Source organism: Pseudomonas sp. Q11 (genome assembly GCF_024494355.1).
Lineage (GTDB): Bacteria > Pseudomonadota > Gammaproteobacteria > Pseudomonadales > Pseudomonadaceae > Aquipseudomonas > Aquipseudomonas hefeiensis.
The window spans coordinates 13,735-29,720 of record NZ_JAKNQY010000024.1 but is presented as its reverse complement, the minus strand read 5'-3'; the positions used below and the strand labels follow the sequence as shown (position 1 = coordinate 29,720).

13 protein-coding genes are annotated in these 15,986 nt (G+C 59.9%); 9 read left to right on the top strand and 4 right to left on the bottom strand.

Going from position 1 to position 15,986, the window contains the following annotated elements; translation table 11 throughout:
* The first annotated feature begins 155 nt into the window (after nt 1–155).
* The 3 genes from MA884_RS21705 to MA884_RS21695 all read left to right on the top strand — a co-directional run bounded on the left by MA884_RS21705 (nt 156) and on the right by MA884_RS21695 (nt 2,965).
* Nucleotides 156–938, top strand: coding sequence for a class II aldolase/adducin family protein (locus MA884_RS21705; protein WP_256232444.1), 783 nt, complete (start codon nt 156–158; stop codon nt 936–938).
* Nucleotides 938–1,840 (top strand): alpha/beta fold hydrolase, encoded by a 903-nt coding sequence (locus MA884_RS21700; protein ID WP_256232443.1) that lies wholly within the window; start codon nt 938–940, stop codon nt 1,838–1,840. The genes MA884_RS21705 and MA884_RS21700 overlap by 1 nt, the downstream gene beginning before the upstream one ends.
* 213 nt (nt 1,841–2,053) lie before the next feature.
* Nucleotides 2,054–2,965, top strand: coding sequence for an SDR family oxidoreductase (locus MA884_RS21695; protein ID WP_256232442.1), 912 nt, complete (start codon nt 2,054–2,056; stop codon nt 2,963–2,965).
* Between the two features lie 43 nt (nt 2,966–3,008).
* On the opposite strand, the gene MA884_RS21690 is transcribed toward MA884_RS21695, so the two are convergent.
* From MA884_RS21690 to MA884_RS28090, 3 genes are all read right to left on the bottom strand, one after another.
* On the bottom strand, nt 3,009–3,776 hold the full coding sequence (locus MA884_RS21690; RefSeq protein ID WP_256232441.1) for an N-acetylmuramoyl-L-alanine amidase: 768 nt from the start codon (nt 3,774–3,776) through the stop codon (nt 3,009–3,011).
* A gap of 245 nt (nt 3,777–4,021) precedes the next feature.
* Nucleotides 4,022–4,804: an ATP-grasp domain-containing protein gene (locus tag MA884_RS21685; protein WP_256232440.1), complete on the bottom strand. Its 783-nt coding sequence runs from the start codon at nt 4,802–4,804 to the stop codon at nt 4,022–4,024.
* An 18-nt stretch (nt 4,805–4,822) separates the two neighbouring features.
* On the bottom strand, nt 4,823–4,978 hold the full coding sequence (locus tag MA884_RS28090; RefSeq protein WP_371134798.1) for a hypothetical protein: 156 nt from the start codon (nt 4,976–4,978) through the stop codon (nt 4,823–4,825).
* Nucleotides 4,979–5,567: 589 nt separating this feature from the next.
* On the opposite strand from MA884_RS28090, the gene MA884_RS21680 reads away from it, so the two are divergent.
* The 3 genes from MA884_RS21680 (at nt 5,568) to MA884_RS21670 (ending at nt 11,580) form a co-directional block, all read left to right on the top strand.
* Nucleotides 5,568–7,361, top strand: a complete 1,794-nt coding sequence (locus MA884_RS21680; RefSeq protein WP_256232439.1) for a DUF1302 domain-containing protein — start codon at nt 5,568–5,570, stop codon at nt 7,359–7,361.
* A 22-nt stretch (nt 7,362–7,383) separates the two neighbouring features.
* Complete coding sequence (locus tag MA884_RS21675; protein ID WP_256232438.1) at nt 7,384–8,751, top strand: DUF1329 domain-containing protein; 1,368 nt, start codon at nt 7,384–7,386, stop codon at nt 8,749–8,751.
* 276 nt (nt 8,752–9,027) lie between these two features.
* Nucleotides 9,028–11,580 carry a LuxR C-terminal-related transcriptional regulator gene (locus MA884_RS21670; RefSeq protein ID WP_256232437.1) on the top strand — a complete coding sequence of 851 codons (2,553 nt, stop codon included), beginning with the start codon at nt 9,028–9,030 and terminating at the stop codon, nt 11,578–11,580.
* Nucleotides 11,581–11,650: 70 nt separating this feature from the next.
* Here MA884_RS21670 and MA884_RS21665 read toward each other — a convergent pair whose 3' ends face one another.
* Nucleotides 11,651–12,457: an IclR family transcriptional regulator gene (locus MA884_RS21665; protein WP_256232436.1), complete on the bottom strand. Its 807-nt coding sequence runs from the start codon at nt 12,455–12,457 to the stop codon at nt 11,651–11,653.
* A gap of 163 nt (nt 12,458–12,620) precedes the next feature.
* Between MA884_RS21665 and hmgA the strand changes: the two genes are divergently transcribed.
* Genes hmgA through maiA form a run of 3 tightly spaced genes read left to right on the top strand, consistent with a single transcriptional unit; the run spans nt 12,621 to nt 15,879 of the window.
* Nucleotides 12,621–13,925 carry a homogentisate 1,2-dioxygenase gene (gene hmgA / locus MA884_RS21660; RefSeq protein WP_256232435.1) on the top strand — a complete coding sequence of 435 codons (1,305 nt, stop codon included), beginning with the start codon at nt 12,621–12,623 and terminating at the stop codon, nt 13,923–13,925.
* 3 nt (nt 13,926–13,928) lie between these two features.
* Nucleotides 13,929–15,233: a fumarylacetoacetase gene (gene fahA, locus MA884_RS21655; RefSeq protein WP_256232434.1), complete on the top strand. Its 1,305-nt coding sequence runs from the start codon at nt 13,929–13,931 to the stop codon at nt 15,231–15,233.
* Nucleotides 15,234–15,243: 10 nt separating this feature from the next.
* On the top strand, nt 15,244–15,879 hold the full coding sequence (maiA, locus tag MA884_RS21650; protein WP_256232433.1) for a maleylacetoacetate isomerase: 636 nt from the start codon (nt 15,244–15,246) through the stop codon (nt 15,877–15,879).
* Nucleotides 15,880–15,986 lie beyond the last annotated feature (107 nt).

The following is a 15,986-nucleotide window of genomic DNA, read 5'->3' as shown; positions in this document are numbered from 1 at the left end:
TGGTGGGGTACAGGCCACCGCGTTGATGACTCGCTCGGCCAGTAAGCTGGCTGCCAATGCAACTACCGGCCCGGCTGGAGCTGACTAGACTGGTTAGCTTGTTCATGACTGTTTCAGAGCAAGTTCCTATAACTAGAAAGCCAGAGGTCAGAGCCGTGAGCGTAGCGCCCGTCCCATCGACACTCAGCATCAAAGATCAGGTCAGTGCCGCCGAATGGCAAACCCGCGTCGATCTTGCCGCCTGTTACCGGCTTGTCGCCTTGCATGGCTGGGATGACCTGATTTTCACGCATATCTCCGCCAAGGTTCCCGGTACCGATGATTTTTTGATCAACCCGTTCGGGTTGATGTTTCATGAAGTCACCGCGTCGAGCCTGGTCAAGGTCGATCAGGCCGGCAACAAGCTGATGGACAGCCCCTACGAGATCAATCCGGCCGGCTATACCATCCACAGCGCGGTGCATGAGGTGCGGCACGATGTGGTGTGTGTGCTGCATACCCACACGGCGGCCGGGGTCGCCGTGTCGGCACAGAAGCAGGGTGTGTTGCCCATCAGCCAGCAATCGTTGTTTGTATTGTCCAGTCTGGCGTATCACGCCTATGAAGGTGTGGCCCTCAACCACGAAGAGAAGGCTCGCCTGCAAGCGGATCTGGGCGACAGTAATTTCCTGATGCTGCACAACCACGGTCTGCTGACCTGCGGCGGCACCATCGCCGACACCTTCCTGATGATGTTCACCTTCCAGCGAGCCTGTGATATCCAGGTCCTGGCGCACAATGGTGGGGCTGAACTGATCGCCATCGAGCCGCAGATACTGGCTGGCGCCCGGGCGATGATTGCCGGGGTGACCAAAAGCGCCCAAGGCATGGGAGGCGCGCTGGCATGGCCGGCGTTGCTGCGCAAACTCGATCAACAAGATTCGGGTTATAGAAGCTGATGCCTCTCGTCCAGATTCCCCTGCGTATTTGGCGCCAGCGCGGCCAGACAATGATGTTCCGAGGCCACGCTATCCGGTATTGGGTGGCGGGGCACGGCGAGCCGTTGTTGCTGATCCATGGTTTCCCCACCGCCAGTTGGGACTGGCATTACTTGTGGCAGCCGCTGGCGCAGCGTTATCGGGTGATCGCCTGCGACATGCTCGGTTTTGGCGACTCGGCCAAGCCGACGGATCATGTCTACAGCCTGTTGGAGCAGGCTGACCTGCAGCAGGCATTGCTGGCCCATTTGAATGTGAAGCAAGCGGTGCATGTGCTGGCCCATGACTATGGTGACAGCGTGGCTCAGGAACTGATCGCCCGTCACTACGAAGCGCGTATCGAAATCGCCAGTTGTGTCTTTCTCAACGGCGGCCTGTTCCCCGAAACCCATCATCCGGTGCTGATGCAAAAACTGTTGCTCAGTCCCTTGGGCTGGTTACTCGGCCGGGCTTTTTCCCGAGAGGGCCTGGTCAAGAGTTTTCGCCAGATATTTGGCCCCAGGACCGGCCCGAGCGAAAGCGAACTGGACGATTACTGGAGCTTGGTCGAAACCCATAACGGACCGCGGATCATGCACAAACTCATCGCCTATATTCCCGAGCGGCGTGTGCAGCGAGACCGCTGGGTGCAGGCCATGCAGCGCGACGAGGTGCCGTTGCGGGTGATCGATGGCGCGGTCGATCCGATTTCCGGTGAGCACATGGTGGCGCGCTATGAGGCGCTGGTCCCCAACCCTGACACCGTACTGCTGCCCGACATCGGCCACTACCCACACACCGAAGCCCCGGTGCAGGTACTCAAGCATTACCTGGAGTTTCGCGAAAACATGGCCGCGCCGGTCAGGCAGGTGGTCTGCTCATAAAGCCCTGCAGACCCGTGTGGGAGCGAGCCTGCTCGCGATAGCAGCGACTCGGTCCCGCCCCCTGATGAGGACCGTTGTTCCCCCAAGCTGGTCCAGTTCGCATCATCCCCCCACCTTATTGCCCACCATTCACTCTCAACCCTGTTGATTGTGACCGGCCGCCCTGTGCCCGACACTCGGGGCATTGTCCTATTGCCTGCTGGAGTTCTGCCCATGAGTGAATCTGTGCGCTTCGAAGATAAAGTCGTGATCGTCACGGGAGCCGGCGGTGGTCTGGGGCGTGCCCATGCCCTGTTGTTCGCCAGGCAAGGGGCCAAAGTGCTGGTCAACGACCTCGGCGGCTCTGCCCAGGGAGAAGGGGCCAACGCCTCGGCGGCGGATCGGGTGGTCGCTGAAATTCGCCAAGCCGGCGGCATTGCCGAGGCGAGCCACGACTCCGTCACCGATGGCGACAAACTGGTACAGAATGCCCTTGATGCGTTCGGTAGGGTCGATGTAGTGGTCAACAACGCCGGTATCCTGCGCGACAAGACCTTCCACAAAATGGATGACGCCGACTGGGACCTGGTCTACCGCGTCCATGTCGAGGGTGCCTACAAAGTCACCCGCGCCGCCTGGCCTCATTTGCGTGAGCAAAACTACGGGCGGGTGATTTTTACGGCCTCTACGTCCGGCATCTACGGCAACTTCGGCCAATCCAACTACGGCATGGCCAAGCTTGGCCTTTATGGCCTGACGCGTACCCTGGCCATCGAAGGCCGCAAGAACAATATTCTGGTCAATGCCATCGCCCCCACCGGCGGTACCCGCATGACCGAAGGCCTGATCCCGCCACAGGTGTTCGAACAGCTCAAGCCTGAACTCGTCAGCCCGTTGGTGGTGTACCTGGCCAGCGAGACCTGCCAGGAAACCTCCGGGTTGTTCGAAGTGGGCGGCGGCTGGATGGGCAAAGTGCGTTGGGAGCGCAGCCTGGGTGCCGGCTTCGATCCAAGCAAAGGCTTCTCGCCCGAAGACGTCGCGGCCCACTGGCAGCAGATCTGTGATTTCGAGGGTGCGGTACACCCGAATGACAACCTTGAGACCTTGAAGGAAATGATGGCGAATTTGCAACGCTACACCGTTTGACCTTGCGGCCCCGACCCGTTGCCGTCACACGCGACAACGGTGGTCAGGGGACGTATTTCTTCACCAGCGCCGCCAGGTTCGCGGCGGTCTCGATGTCCATCACACCGTCATATGTCGCCGGACGAAAGTGCAGTTGAAAGGCCCGCACCAAACGCTGAAAACCCGCACTTGTGGCGGCCGCCGACGTGTCATAGCCATATTTGCGGAACAAGCAGAGCAGTTGCTCGCGAGTCGGCAGGCCGTTGCATTGGTAGGCGCGGGTGTACGCCTTCTGCGTGGGTTCATCGAACCAGGCGCCGATGCCCTTCAGATACAGCGCGTGCCAGGGGAACATCGGGCCGGGATCGCTTTTTCTGCCAGCAGCAATGTCCGAATGCCCCACGACGTTGACCGGGTTGATTTCTGGATAGCGCTTGAGGATGTTCAACGCCAGGTATTCGATCGCCTCGACTTGCTGGGGCTGATAAGGCGGGAAGGTAAATTGCCCGTGGTTATCGCTGGCCAGGTTGACGATTTCAACACCGATTGAGGTGTCGTTCAGATTCGTGCGGCCACCCCAACTGCTCATACCCGCGTGCCAGGCACGTTGGTTCTCGTCGACCAGATTGAAAATCTGCGGTTCCTGGAAACCTGCTTTCAAGTAACTCGGGTCGGTGAAGTCCGGGATGAGGTAGTGGGCGCTGACGGAAGGGCCGGTCAGTGCGTTGATGGAGGATGAAAAGTTCGTGGCGGTGTAATGAAAGACTAGAAAGCGAACTCGGTTATTAAAACTTTTTTTTGAGCGATAACTGTTGTAGTTAATAAGTGTCATGGAAGACTCACTGAGGTTTTAATCGGAGCAGAATGCCGCAACTGAGTTTCAGCCTAACAGTGAATTTTTTATGGGCGCGTAGTTGGCTTCCTGCTTTGTTGTAGGAACAGGCTTTAGAAAGTTTGGGAATTGGTGGGTGGCAGTGATAAGTAGTCTTTTTGATGTTCAATAAAAACCGCTGTCAAAAAAAGGCAGCGACGGGTGTTGTGAATGAGTTAATGAAATCAGGCATATCTTTTTCCAACCTATCCCGCACGGCTCAACATCCGGGCAAAGCGTTCGGCGGACCATTCCTTGCGGTCTGACACCTGACCGTCACCCAGTTCGACCACTCGCAGTACACCGTCTGACCTGAGCACTACGTCGATCGAGAAAAACGGACTGTCGATCAGCCCTGCGCATTCGGTCACCAATTCAGGCACCTCACCGGTGGCGCCATAGGCCTGTCCGTGGAGTACAAAGTAGCGACGCTCGGTTTCGTCGAGGTAGTCTTCTCGTCGTCTGACGCAGATACCGCCTTCAATCTGACCTCGATACTGGCGCATCTTTTTAACAAGCGGTGCTATGCCTTCGGGAGTGTCCACCAGGCTGCCACCACCGGTGTTAAGTGACTTTACGTAGTCCTTGACGAAGTAGCCTGGCCATTGCAGGCCTTCGAGTGCCTGAGTGAAATTTGCATCGCTGTCCAGCATCACCGTTTCGCTTGTGTAAGCAACCAACAACGGATACCACTGCGGCAAGTGATGACAGTGTCGGTATTGCGTAGCGTTGGTCACTTCAATGACGCCCTTGTTGCGTAGCTGGTTAACCAAAGCAGCATACGCGTCGGGTGTCAGCATCCACCCGCGATACAAAACCGAGTCTCCGGGCGTGAGGGGCGCGGAAGTCCTGAAAAGGTCTGTTTCGAAATCTTCAAAAGAGAACAGCACAGTCCTCAATCCGGCAGTCATTGCCGCTTCGTACTCTTCAGCGTACTGCTCATCAGGACGTTTTTTATCAAATGGGTCGCTAGGGTAGAGAAGATACATATCGCTTTCTCGATTTGCTCAGTGTTTGCGTTTTCGGTGGTTTTTGATGTGTCGCCTAGACGTCATTGCGGTGATGTTGTCGATATTGTAAATCTCACTGCCCAGATGTATGCGTTGTTTGTGGTGTGTTGATTTTCTTTTTGATACGTGTGTTCTAAACGCCCCTGCCGACATTCACTGTTTGCAGCCGTGCATGTACATTTATTTCGTCACCATCAAGGCGACGAAAAAGACTATAAGTTCGATTGCATAGACTGGGCAGGTGAGAGATTCCGACCATGTTGTAGGAATCGAGAAGTTTCACGCAGGAAATCAACCGACATAAAAAAGGCCGCTGCAAAAAGCAGCGGCCTGAAAATGACGTTGCAAAGGAGCAAAAAACCAACGTCAGTGAACACGGGAGGTGATGGACCGATGCGCCAATCCATCCGAATGACGGTGCGCCGGTCGCGAGGGACGCGATGGCGGCTTGTACCTGCAGGCCCGTTGCCCTGAAAGCCCGGTCAGCATAGGGATTGGGCATCCGGGGAAACAGCCCGGATCCGAACATGCACCGTTGCAGGGCGCGCAACAGTTTAAAGGTCCCGATGACCATGCGCGGCGCTGATAACCCATCATCCAGTGCGTCCATGCCCGGCGCAAAGCCCCGTATCCCATGGCCTGTAATCCTTTCGGGGTACGGCGCGAATACCTCCTTGGTGCGCTTATCGCCCATGTCGTGCGGCAGTAGGGTGAAGGCTCTGTCACTCACCGGGGAAGACGCATGACAACAATAACAATGCGCGCCATCTTCAAGCCGCAGGCGCTGGCCGTCGCGGTGGCCTTGGGTTGCTCTGCCCAGGCGCAGGCCGTTTCATTCAATATTGGCGAGATCGAGGGGCAGTTCGACTCCTCGTTGTCCGTGGGCGCGAGCTGGGGCATGCGCGATGCCGACAAGGATTTGGTCGGCAGCGTCAACGGCGGTACGGGGCAGTCTTCCACCGGTGACGATGGGCGGCTGAACTTCAAGAAGGGCGAGACCTTCTCCAAGATATTCAAAGGCCTGCACGATCTCGAACTCAAGTATGGTGATACTGGCGTGTTCGTGCGCGGCAAGTATTGGTATGACTTCGAACTCAAGGACGAAAGCCGCCCGTTCAAGGACATCAGCGACAGCAACCGCAAGGAAGGCTCCAAGTCGTCAGGGGCGCAGCTTCTCGATGCGTTTGTCTATCACAATTATTCCATCGCCGACTTGCCGGGTACGGTGCGTGCGGGCAAGCAGGTGGTCAGTTGGGGTGAAAGTACCTTCATCGGCAACTCCATCAACAGCATCAACCCGGTGGATGTCTCCGCGTTCCGCCGTCCGGGTGCCGAGATCAAGGAAGGCCTGATCCCGGTGAACATGCTGTTCGCCTCCCAGGGCTTGACCGACAAGCTCACCATCGAAGGTTTCTACCAACTGGAGTGGGACCAGACGGTCGTCGATAACTGCGGCACTTTCTTCGGCAACGACGTGGTAGCCGATGGCTGCACCAGCGGCTACACCGTGGGCAGCCCGGCGATTGCGCCGTTCCAGCCGTTGACGGAGGCGTTCGGCCAGGGCATTGAGGTCTCCAGTGAAGGGGTGATCATTTCCCGTGGCGGCGACCGCGACGCCCGTGACTCCGGGCAGTGGGGCACCGCACTGCGCTGGCTCGGCGATGACACCGAGTACGGCCTGTACTTCATGAATTACCACAGCCGCACGCCAACCGTGGGCACCACCACCGCCGGCCTGTCTACGTTGTCGGCGCTGCCGGGAATGGTCGCGATTGCAGAAGGACTGGCCCCTGGCAGCGGTGCCGGCCTGGCGCAAAGCGTGATGTTGGGGCGTGGTCAGTATTACCTTGAGTACCCCGAGGACATCCGTCTGTACGGTGCCAGCTTCGCCACCACGCTGCCTACCGGCACCGCGTGGACCGGGGAAATCAGCTACCGTCCCAACGCGCCGGTGCAACTCAACACCAATGACCTGACCCTGGCGCTGGTCAACCCGATTGCCGGTGGCGCGGCGTCGCCCATCGCGACCTCGCCCGGGGCCGACAACACCGGTTACCGTCGTAAGGAATTGACCCAGATCCAGAGCACCCTGACGCACTTCGTTGATCAGGTCATGGGCGCCGATCGCCTGACCCTGGTAGGCGAGGCTGCGGTGGTGCATGTGGGTGGGCTGGAATCCAAGGACAAGCTGCGTTATGGCCGTGACTCGGTGTACGGCCAGTACGGGTTTGGCGGTGACACCGACGGTTTCGTTACCTCGACCTCCTGGGGCTATCGCGCCCGGGCGATTCTTGACTACTCAAACGTCGTTGCCGGTATCAACTTCAAGCCCAACGTCTCCTGGTCCCATGACGTCGCCGGCTACGGCCCCAACGGCCTGTTCAACGAAGGCGCCAAGGCCATCAGCGTCGGTGTCGATGCCGACTACCGCAACACCTACACCGCCAGCCTGAGTTACACCGACTTTTTCGGCGGCGACTACAACGTTCTCGAAGACCGCGACTTCCTCGCGTTGAGCTTTGGCGTGAACTTCTGATCTGGCTGACAAGGAAAAACCAATGCGCAAGATGATTCTGCAATGCGGCGCCCTGGCCCTGAGCCTGCTGGCCGCGAACGTGATGGCGGCGGTTTCGCCGGATGAAGCGAACAAACTGGGCACCAGCCTCACGCCGCTGGGCGCGGAAATGGCAGGCAATGCCGATGGCTCGATTCCGGCCTGGACCGGTGGCATCGCCAAAGACGCCGGGGCGGTGGACAGCAAAGGCTTTTTGGCCGATCCCTTTGCCGGTGAAAAACCGCTGTTCACCATCACCGCCGAGACCGTGGACAAGTACAAGGACAAGCTTTCCGAAGGTCAGATCGCGATGTTCAAGCGCTATCCGCAAACCTACAAGATTCCGGTCTATCCGACCCATCGTAGCGTCTCGCTACCGCCCGAGATCTACGAGTCGGCCAAGCGCAGCGCCCTCAACGTAACCACCATCAATGACGGCAACGGCCTGGCCAATTTCACCGGTAACCGTTATTACGCATTCCCGATCCCCAAGAGCGGTGTGGAAGTGCTGTGGAACCACGTCACCCGCTATCACGGCGGCAACGTGCGGCGCATCATCACCCAGGCTACCCCGCAAACCAACGGCAGCTTCACACCGATCCGCTTTGAAGAAGAGATTGCCGTGCCGTTTCTGATCAAAGACGCCGATCCGGAAAAGGCCAGCAACGTGCTGACCTATTTCAAACAGTCGGTCACCGCGCCGGCGCGTCTGGCCGGTAACGTGCTGCTGGTGCATGAAACGCTTGACCAGGTGAAGGAGCCGCGCCTGGCCTGGATCTACAACGCCGGCCAGCGCCGTGTGCGTCGCGCCCCGCAAGTGGCTTACGACGGTCCGGGCACCGCCGCCGACGGGTTACGTACTTCCGATAACTTCGACCTGTTCTCGGGGGCGCCGGACCGCTACGACTGGAAGTTGGTGGGGAAGAAGGAAATGTACATCCCCTACAACAGCTACAAACTTGATTCCCCCAGCCTCAAGTACGACGACGTGATCAAGGCCGGCCACATCAACCAGGATCTGACCCGCTATGAGTTGCATCGGGTCTGGGAAGTGGTCGGTACGGTCAAGCCAAACGAACGTCACATCTACGCCAAGCGCCACATGTATTTCGATGAGGATAGCTGGCAGGCGGCGCTGGTGGACCACTACGACGGTCGTGGTCAACTGTGGCGGGTGGCCGAAGGTCATGCCCAGTTCTACTACGCCAACCAGAACCCGGGCTACACCCTTGAGGCACTCTACGACATCATCGCCGGCCGCTACATTGCGTTGGGGATGAAGAACGAAGAGAAGCGCAGCTACGAGTACGGTTTCCAAGCCAGGGCTGCGGACTTCACGCCAGCGGCGCTGCGCTCGAGTGGGGTTCGTTAGTTCTGGCAGCTTTGTCACTGTGGCGAGAGGTTTTATCTGTGGGAGCATGGCTTGCCCGCGATGAACGATAACGCGGTTCAATTGTTGAACCGCGGCGCGGCCATCGCGGGCAAGCCATGCTCCCACTGAATTGAGCCTGACTTTAGATAATCGTGATGACCGGCAATCGATTTGCCGGTCTTTTTTTATGGGCGCCAATCAGCGCGCTGAATACTTCTCCAAAGGTGAGCGCCACAGGACTAGGGTGATGAAACAATAATAAACAGGACTTCGCACATGACCGCCATGACCCCGTGCCCGGACCGTCCTGGATTACTGCCCCGGCTGTCTTCGACCCATGTGCCGCGCAAGGTCTTGAGCGAGCCCTTGCTGGCCTCCGAGGCGCGGGTAAAACTGCTTTGCGCACCGGCGGGCAGTGGCAAGAGTGCGTTGTTCGCTGAATGTTTCCTGCAGGCGCCCGCCGGGTGCCGGTTGCATTGGCTGCCGTTGGGGGGCGCGACGCTGGACGCGGCGCAAATGTGCGAGCGTCTGGCGCAGACCCTCGGGCTGCCGCTGCTGGATGAAGAGGGGCTGTTGGCTCACCTGGCGGGCTTGCAAGCGCCGACCTGGCTGTTCCTGGATGATTATTGCCGAGTACCCAATCCCGAGCTGGACCAGTTTCTCGATCGTCTGTTGAGCATCAGCAGTCCGGCGCTGCACCTTTGGTTGAATGGTCGCCGCCGTCCTCACTGTAACTGGCCGCGCCTGCTACTGGATGATGAACTGCATGAATTCGATGCCCAGGCACTGGTCTTCACCCATGACGATGTCCAGCAGTTGCTCAAACATCTGCCCGGTCCCCAGGGTGCTCGTACCGCTCGCGAGGTGATACAGCGCAGTGGCGGTTGGTGTGCCGGGGTGCGCATCGCCCTGCTTGAACGTTGTGAATGGGCGCGCAGCCACGCGTCGCCGGGGCGGCCCGGGACCCTGCATGATTACCTTGAGTATGAGTTGTTCAGTACGCTGACCCCGGACCTGGCGCAGGCCTGGCGCGTGCTGGCGCATCTGCCCCGCTTCAATGCCCGGCTCTGCGAGCATCTGTTTGGTGACACGGTGGGCGCCGAATGCCTGCCCTTGTTGCTGGACCTGGGCTGTTTCATCGAACCGTGGGAGCAATCTTCGGATTGGTTGCAGATTTTCCCGGCCCTGGCCCGACTGGTGCGTGACGAGCCCTGGCCGCAGGGACGTTCCTGGCATCGCCGGGCTTGCCAGTGGTTTGCCGCCGAGCAGGATTGGCAAATGGCATTCGAGCAGGCCATGCAAGCGCAAGAGTTCGAGGCTGCCGTCAGTTTCCTGCAACATCTGAATTTTGAACACGTATTGCAGCGCAGCAACGTGACGCTATTGCTCAAGTTGCATGATCAACAAGGTGAAGCGCTGACACTCGGCACACCGCAATCGGTGGGGTTGGTCACGGCGTCGTTGCTGTTCGCCGGACGCTTCGATCAGGCATCGGCGTGCATCGAACAACTGGCCCGGTTCATGCCGCAACCTTCGGCCTGCCTGCAGCGACAACTGCTGGCCCGGTGGCAGGTTCTGCGGGGCTGGCTGTTGCACCTTTCGGGAGATGGCGAACAGGCGCGCGAGCACTTGCTCCAGGCCCAGGCGAGCCTGGACCCAGAGGCCTGGGCCTTACAACTGTTGTGCCTGTTGGGGCTGACACAGCAGGCGCTGCTCAAAGGTGAACTGGCGTCTGCCCAATGGATCAACCGTCAGGCGCTATGCCTGGCGCGTGCCCAAGGATCGCTGGTCTTCGAGGGGTTGCTGGAACTGGATCACGCTCAAATACTGGAGCAACGCGGCGCTCCTCACCGGGCCGACCATCTGTTGTGCGCGGTTCAGGCGTTGCTCGATAAGCCGGGGCAGGACTTTTCTGCGTTGCTGGGGCGTATTGCCCTGCGCCGTGGTCGCCTGGCATTGCGCATGGGGTTTGCCGAGCGGGCTGCCGAGCAGTTTCAAGCAGGCCTGGAAACGGGGCTGCTTTGCCAGGACAAACAAGTGCTTTATGGCTTTCTCGGCAAGGCCATCCTGGCGGCCAATAGCGGCGACTATGGCGAGGCTTTCCTGCAACTGCGCGATGCCGAGCGGATCATGCAACAGCGGCACATCCCCGACACGGTGTACCGTGGCGTGCTGTTGCAAACCAGTTGCCAGTTCTGGCTGCAACAAGGCCGTCCGGAGCTGGCCCATGAAGCCTTGACCCGGGTCTTGCGTCACTTTCGCGGGCCGCAGGCCAAGCATGCGCCTCCTGCGACCCTTGAGTTGATTCCGAGACTTGAGTACCTGCTGGTGCTTACCGAGGTCTACCTGCATCGGGCACAAGATCCGCAAGCTCAACTCAAGACAATGATCGCCCGGGCACAGCACTGTGAAATGCATGGCCTGGAGACCGAGTTGTATCTGGCATTGGCTGAAGTCGTCTGGCTGTCCGCTGATCGCTCCCAGGCGCGCTCGCTCGTGCAAGAGGGACTCAAGCGAGTTGCCTGTTGGCGGGCCGAGCAAGCCTTGTGCGAGTTACGCTCGCGCCGGTCTGATCTGTTGTGCTGGGCGCAATCGGCTGAGCACATCGAGCAGCCGGTGGTGGCAGGCGAAGACACGTTGTTGAGTCATCGGGAACTGGAAGTGCTGGAGCTCATTGCGCAGGGCTATTCAAATCAGCAGATTGCCGAACGGTTGTTCATATCCTTGCACACGGTAAAAACCCATTCGCGGCGGATACACAGCAAGTTAGGCGTCCAACGGCGCACGCAGGCGGTCGCCAAGGCCAAAGTCATGGGCGTTATGCGATAAAGAATTCCCAGCGGGCAAGATGATTACCTGCCCCCGCAACGTACCACCGCTCACATCAATGATGGCGTGATCAGGATTGTCCCGTTTGCTGATCTGAGCCTGCTTCATACCCCATCCGCCAGCTCACGGCCCGGGTCGCCGCCAGCAGTCGTTGCGCCGCCGGGCCGCTCTCATCGGCATGGAACAGGGAGGTCGGGCCGACAATGGTCATCACCGCCGTCACTTGGCCGACGGCATTGAATACCGGGGCTGACAAGGCATCCACTCCGGGCATCAGCAAGCCATGCACATGATGCAAGCCGCGACTGCGGATCTGCTGACACAGGGCGGCATAGGCCTGGTCATCGGCCAGGGCGTGGGCGGTGGAAGCGCTCACCTCCTGTTCGCGCAAGCCGATCGTTTCGCGCGTCGGTAGGTAGGCGCTGAACACCAGCCCCGTGGACGAGCTGAGCAGCGGCAATACCGACCCCAGTTGCGTCACCACGGTCACTGCCCGTACGGCGGGTTCGATCCGTACGACGGTGGCGCCGTGATTGCCCCACACCGCCAGGAAACAGGTTTCGTTCAAGTCATCGCGCAGTTCGGCCAAGGGCAGGGCGGCCACTTGCAACACGTCCATGCCGTTCAACGCCGCCAGGCCCACGCGCAAGGCTTCGCGCCCGAGGCCGTAGTGGTTGGTGGAGGTGTTCTGTTCAGCGAAGCCGCTGGCGATCAAGGCCTGCAGGTATCGATGAACCTTGCTCGCCGGCATCTGCACGTGTTCGGCCAGGCGCGACAGCGACGTGGAGGGCGACAGCTCGGCCAGGGCCTTGAGGATGTCGGTGCCGACTTCGGCCGAGCGGACTTTCTGTTTACCGTTGCTGAGCGGGGTTTCCATGGAGGCGCAGAGTCCAGAGGCGAATGGGCGTCTTTATAGCTTGACGGTCGCTGTCGAGCAAATTACGTTATGCGTAATTGAATTACGATAAAAATAACTTGTGCGCCTGACGTTTCTTCGTGAAACGACGAGGCCGTACCCAGTCCTGTGTTCAGGAGGCTCCATGACCCTCGATTCCACAGTGTCGGACCTGGCTTATCAGTCAGGCTTTGGCAATGAATTTGCCAGTGAGGCGCTGCCCGGCGCCTTGCCCGTTGGCCAGAACTCCCCGCAGAAAGCCCCTTACGGTCTCTATGCCGAATTATTCTCCGGCACTGCCTTCACCATGGTTCGCAGCGAAGCGCGGCGTACCTGGATGTATCGCATCCGGCCGTCGGCCAATCATCCGGCCTTCATCAAGCTTGAACATCAGATAGCGGGCGGTCCTCTGGGCGAGGTCACGCCCAATCGGCTGCGCTGGAACCCGTTGGATATCCCCGTCGAGCCGACCGATTTCATCGATGGGCTGGTGCGCATGGCGGCCAATGCCGGCTCGGACAAACCGGCCGGCATCAGCCTCTACCATTACCGCGCCAACCGTTCCATGGAACGAGTGTTCTTCAATGCTGACGGGGAATGGCTGATCGTGCCGCAACTGGGACGGCTGCGCATCGTCACCGAACTGGGCATGCTGGAACTGGCGCCACTGGAAATTGCCGTAATCCCCCGGGGCTTGAAATTTCGCGTCGAGCTGCTTGATCCACAAGCCCGCGGCTATATTGCCGAAAATCATGGCGCGCCGTTGCGCCTGCCGGACCTCGGGCCGATCGGCAGCAACGGCCTGGCCAACCCACGGGATTTTCTGGCGCCGGTCGCTCATTACGAGAACCTTGCCCGCCCGACCACGCTGGTGCAGAAATTCCTCGGTGAGTTGTGGGGGTGTGAACTGGATCATTCGCCCTTCGATGTGGTGGCCTGGCATGGCAACAACGTGCCATACAAATATGACCTGCGCCGTTTCAACACCATCGGCACGGTCAGCTTCGACCATCCGGACCCCTCGATTTTCACCGTATTGACGTCACCCACCAGCGTCCACGGATTGGCCAATCTCGACTTCGTGATCTTCCCGCCGCGCTGGATGGTGGCTGAAAACACCTTCCGTCCGCCGTGGTTTCACCGCAACCTGATGAACGAGTTCATGGGGTTGATCCAGGGCGCCTATGATGCCAAGGCCGAAGGTTTCCTGCCGGGCGGTGCGTCCTTGCACAGCTGCATGAGTGCCCATGGCCCGGACGGCGAAACCTGCACCAAGGCCATCAATGCTGCGCTTGAACCCGTGAAAATCGACAACACCATGGCCTTCATGTTCGAGACCAGCCAAGTGCTGCGACCGAGCCGTTTCGCCCTGGATTGCCCACAATTGCAAACTGACTACGACGCCTGCTGGGCCTCGCTGCCGGTCACCTTCGACCCGACCCGGAGATAACCCATGACTCACGTTTCCCCTACCCGTAGCTGGGTTGCCTCCGCCAACGGCCATGCCGACTTCCCGTTGCAAAACCTGCCGCTGGGTGTATTCAGCGTGCAAGGCGACAGCCCCCGTAGCGGCGTGGCCATAGGCGAACAGATTTTCGATTTGCAGGCCGCGCTGCAGGCGGGCCTGTTTGACGGCGCCGCGCGCACCGCTGTTGAAGCCATGAGTGGCGGGCAGTTGAATGCGTTCTTCGAGCTGGGGCGCGATGCTCGGGTGGCCTTGCGCCAACGGCTGCTGGACCTGCTGCGCGAAGACAGCCCGTTGCGGGACCAGATCCAGGCCCAGGGTGCGAAGCTGCTGGTTCTCGCCGCCGACTGCCAGATGCACCTGCCGGCAAAAATCAACGACTACACCGACTTCTACGTAGGTATCGAACACGCGCAAAACGTCGGCAAGTTGTTCCGTCCCGACAATCCGCTGTTGCCCAACTACAAGTACGTGCCCATCGGTTATCACGGGCGTGCCTCGACCATTCGCCCGTCCGGCACCGACGTGCGCCGCCCCAAGGGCCAGACGCTGCCTGCCGGCCAGAGCGAGCCGACCTTTGGCCCGTGCGCGCGGCTGGACTATGAACTGGAACTGGGCATCTGGATCGGCAAGGGCAACGCACTGGGCGACGCCATCGCCATCGGTGATGCCGCCGAGCACATCGGCGGTTTCTGCCTGCTCAACGACTGGTCGGCCCGGGATATCCAGGCCTGGGAATACCAGCCGCTGGGGCCCTTTCTGTCCAAAAGCTTCCTGACCAGTATTTCGCCGTGGGTGGTGACAGCCGAAGCCCTCGAACCCTTCCGTCGCCCGCAACCGGCGCGCCCGGCAGGCGATCCGCAGCCATTGCCGTATCTGCTGGACGAGCGTGACCAGGCCGGTGGGGCGTTCGACATCGAACTGGAAGTCCTGCTGCTGACCGAAGCCATGCGCGAGCAGAACCTGCCGGCCCACCGCCTGACGTTGAGCAACACCCGGTACATGTACTGGACCGTGGCGCAGATGGTCGCCCACCACAGCGTCAATGGTTGCCAGTTGCAGGCCGGTGACCTGTTCGGCTCGGGGACCTTGTCGGGGCCTGAGAGCGGTCAGTTCGGCAGCCTGCTGGAAATCACCGAGGGTGGTAAAAAACCAATCGAACTGGCTTCTGGCGAAGTACGCAAATTCCTGGAGGACGGTGACGAGATCATCCTGCGGGCCCGTTGCAGCCGCGAAGGTGTTGCGTCCATCGGCTTCGGCGAATGCCGGGGCAAGATCCTGCCGGCGCGGTGAGGGACAAGGCATGGAACTCTACACTTACTACCGCTCCACTTCTTCCTACCGGGTGCGCATTGCCCTGGCGCTAAAATGTCTGGATTACCAGGCCTTGCCGGTCAACCTGATCGCTGTGCCTGGGGGCGAGCATCGTCAGCCGGCTTACCTGGCGCTCAACCCTCAAGGCCGGGTTCCAGCGCTGCGTACCGATGAAGGCACGTTGCTGGTGCAGTCACCCGCGATCATCGAGTACCTGGAGGAACGTTATCCACAGGTGCCGCTGCTCAACGCGGACCTGGCGCTTCGTGCCCGGGAGCGGGGCGTCGCGGCGTTGATCGGTTGTGATATTCATCCGCTGCACAACGTCAGCGTGCTCAACATGCTGCGGCAGTGGGGCCACGATGAAAGGCAGGTGGCACAGTGGATCGGGCATTGGATCAGCCAGGGGCTGGCGGCGGTGGAGCAGTTGATTGGGGATGACGGTTTCTGCTTCGGCACGACACCCGGGGTCGCGGACGTGTATCTGATCCCGCAGTTGTACGCGGCCGAGCGGTTCAATGTTTCCCTGGAGGCGTATCCACGGATCCGTCGCGTTGCGGCGCTGGCGGCCGCGCATCCAGCGTTCCAGCAAGCCCACCCGGCCAGTCAACCTGACACACCCTGAAACCCCTGTGGGAGCGAGCCTGCTCGCGATAGCGGTGGATCAGCTCCCAAACATGTTACCTGACACACCACCATCGCGAGCAGGCTCGCTCCCACAGGATGTGTGGT

Excerpts from the sequence above, each read along its gene's own strand:
- MA884_RS21700 (WP_256232443.1), top strand. The coding sequence starts at position 938 with ATGCCTCTCGTCCAGATTCCCCTGCGTATTTGGCGCCAGCGCGGCCAG.
- MA884_RS21695 (WP_256232442.1), top strand. The coding sequence starts at position 2,054 with ATGAGTGAATCTGTGCGCTTCGAAGATAAAGTCGTGATCGTCACGGGA.
- MA884_RS21690 (WP_256232441.1), bottom strand. The coding sequence starts at position 3,776 with ATGACACTTATTAACTACAACAGTTATCGCTCAAAAAAAAGTTTTAAT.
- MA884_RS21685 (WP_256232440.1), bottom strand. The coding sequence starts at position 4,804 with ATGTATCTTCTCTACCCTAGCGACCCATTTGATAAAAAACGTCCTGAT.
- MA884_RS28090 (WP_371134798.1), bottom strand. The coding sequence starts at position 4,978 with ATGTCGGCAGGGGCGTTTAGAACACACGTATCAAAAAGAAAATCAACA.
- MA884_RS21680 (WP_256232439.1), top strand. The coding sequence starts at position 5,568 with ATGACAACAATAACAATGCGCGCCATCTTCAAGCCGCAGGCGCTGGCC.
- MA884_RS21675 (WP_256232438.1), top strand. The coding sequence starts at position 7,384 with ATGCGCAAGATGATTCTGCAATGCGGCGCCCTGGCCCTGAGCCTGCTG.
- MA884_RS21670 (WP_256232437.1), top strand. The coding sequence starts at position 9,028 with ATGACCGCCATGACCCCGTGCCCGGACCGTCCTGGATTACTGCCCCGG.
- MA884_RS21665 (WP_256232436.1), bottom strand. The coding sequence starts at position 12,457 with ATGGAAACCCCGCTCAGCAACGGTAAACAGAAAGTCCGCTCGGCCGAA.
- hmgA (WP_256232435.1), top strand. The coding sequence starts at position 12,621 with ATGACCCTCGATTCCACAGTGTCGGACCTGGCTTATCAGTCAGGCTTT.
- fahA (WP_256232434.1), top strand. The coding sequence starts at position 13,929 with ATGACTCACGTTTCCCCTACCCGTAGCTGGGTTGCCTCCGCCAACGGC.
- maiA (WP_256232433.1), top strand. The coding sequence starts at position 15,244 with ATGGAACTCTACACTTACTACCGCTCCACTTCTTCCTACCGGGTGCGC.